Below are 1,859 nucleotides of genomic sequence, written 5' to 3'. Positions count from 1 at the left end.
TGTCGTCGGTCACGTAATTCCCCAGGGGTTGCTGTCACGTAATTCCCCAGGTGTGGGCCTCGTGTTGGTCTTACCGGTCGGGGCGGGCGTTGTCTAGGTGGTGGTGCGGCCGGGTCGTTTCCGGGGTCGGTAGCTGGGTCCGTCCATGAGGACTTGGTGGCTGGTGTTGATCAGTCGGTCGAGTAGGGATTCGGCCACGACGGGGTTGGGGAACAGCGGGTACCAGTCTTTGGGGGCGCGGTTGCTGGTCAGGATGAGGGGTTTGCCAGCGATGGCCCGGTCGGAGACCAGATCGTAGAGATCGTCGGATTGGGTGGTGGTGTGCTCACGCATCGCGAAGTCATCGACGATCAGTACCAGGGGCCGGGTGTACTCGCGCATGCGCTGGCCGATGGTGCGGTCGGCGTGTCCGCCGGCAAGGTCGGCGAGCATGCGGGCGCATTTGACGAAGCGGATGTCCCCGCCGCGGCGGGCTACGTGATGTCCGAGTGCTTGTGCCACATGGGTTTTGCCGACGCCGACGGGGCCGTAGAGGATGACTGATTCGCCGGCGTCGAGCCAGCGCAGGGCGGCCAGGTCGCGCAGCATCGCGGCGGGCAGTTTCGGGTTGGCGGTGAAGTCGAAGTCTTCGAAGGTGGCCTGTTCTTCGAACTTGGCGCGGCGCAATCGCCGTGTGAGAGCGGCGGATTCGCGGCGGGCGATCTCGTCTTGACAGAGGGCTTGCAGGAATTCGAGGTGGCCGAGGCCGCCGTCGCGGGTTTGGGCGAGCCGGGCATCGAGGGTGTCGAGCATGCCGGACAGTTTCAGGGTGCGCAGCGCGGTGCGTAGCGCCGGATCACAGATAGACATGGTGGGCTTCCTTTGAAGGTTGATTATGTTGCAGCAGTGTGGAATTGGTGACGATCAGGCGATGATGCCGGTATCGGTGCCGAACTGGTCGGGGCCACGCAGAAACGCCCCCGCCGCGCCGGTGCTGGCGGGCGGTTCGTCGCCGGCGTGTTCGGTGCCGGCGGCCAGGATGCCTTTGATGGTGCGGTAGGACGGGTCACCGACGGCGATGGCGCGGGCGCACGCGGCCTCCAACCGGTCGCAGCCGTGTTTGTCGCGCAGCCCGAGCACTCCTTGCGCGGCGCGCAGATGGTGGATGGCGTTGTCGGCCATGAACGCGGCGATCACCGCGACGCAGGCCGGGCCGACCAGTTCGGCGGTGCGCCGGCACCAGGTCGGGGTTTTCATCGCGAACGCGACCTTCTCCGGCGGGTAATGGGCGAAGTCGGTCGAGCGCCCCGATGGGCGGCGCACGTGGATGGCCACCACCGCATCGGCGTGAAAGACCTGTACCACGTCGCCGGCGGTGCGGGCATGCAGGCGTTGCCCGATCAGCCGCCACGGCACCGAGTACAACGCCTTGCCGACCTTGAGGTGCGCGTCGGTGCCGACGGTGCCGATCGACCAGGTGGACAGTTCAAATACTCTGGGCGGCAACCCGATCAACGCGCTGGCTTCGATCGCTTCAAACACCCGCAACGGCGGCGCGCCCTCCAGTGCCCGACACGACCTCGCCCCGGCCACCTCGATGCTCCAGCGCTGGGCGTCGGTTTGCATCGCGGGCAGCCCGTCGAACTGGCGGCCGCGCCAGAACGAATCCCGGATGTATTGCATGGGCCGTTCGACGCGGGGTTTGTCTTTGGGTTTGAACGCCCGCGCCGGGTCGATCAGGGTGCCGTAGTGGGTGGCCAGCTCGGCATAGGCGCGGTTGATCTTCGGGTCATACAGGTCGGGTTTGTCCACCCCGGTCTTGAGGTTGTCACACACCAACCGGGCCGGGACCCCGCCGAAGAACTCGAACGCCGCGACAT

Annotated in this window: 2 protein-coding genes; both read right to left on the bottom strand. The window is 66.6% G+C overall.

All coding sequences use genetic code 11. The features are described from left to right. Positions 1-93: 93 nt before the first annotated feature. Positions 94-849 carry an IS21-like element helper ATPase IstB gene (istB, locus tag ACJH6I_RS31705; RefSeq protein ID WP_074360265.1) on the bottom strand — a complete coding sequence of 252 codons (756 nt, stop codon included), beginning with the start codon at positions 847-849 and terminating at the stop codon, positions 94-96. Between the two features lie 54 nt (positions 850-903). Continuing rightward, positions 904-1,859: Mu transposase domain-containing protein (locus ACJH6I_RS31700; RefSeq protein WP_406785186.1), on the bottom strand; the 956-nt coding region annotated here is incomplete at its 5' end.

It is taken from the genome of Mycobacterium sp. SMC-13, from assembly GCF_045311035.1.
Lineage (GTDB): Bacteria > Actinomycetota > Actinomycetes > Mycobacteriales > Mycobacteriaceae > Mycobacterium.
This window is presented reverse-complemented; position numbering and strand designations above follow the sequence as displayed.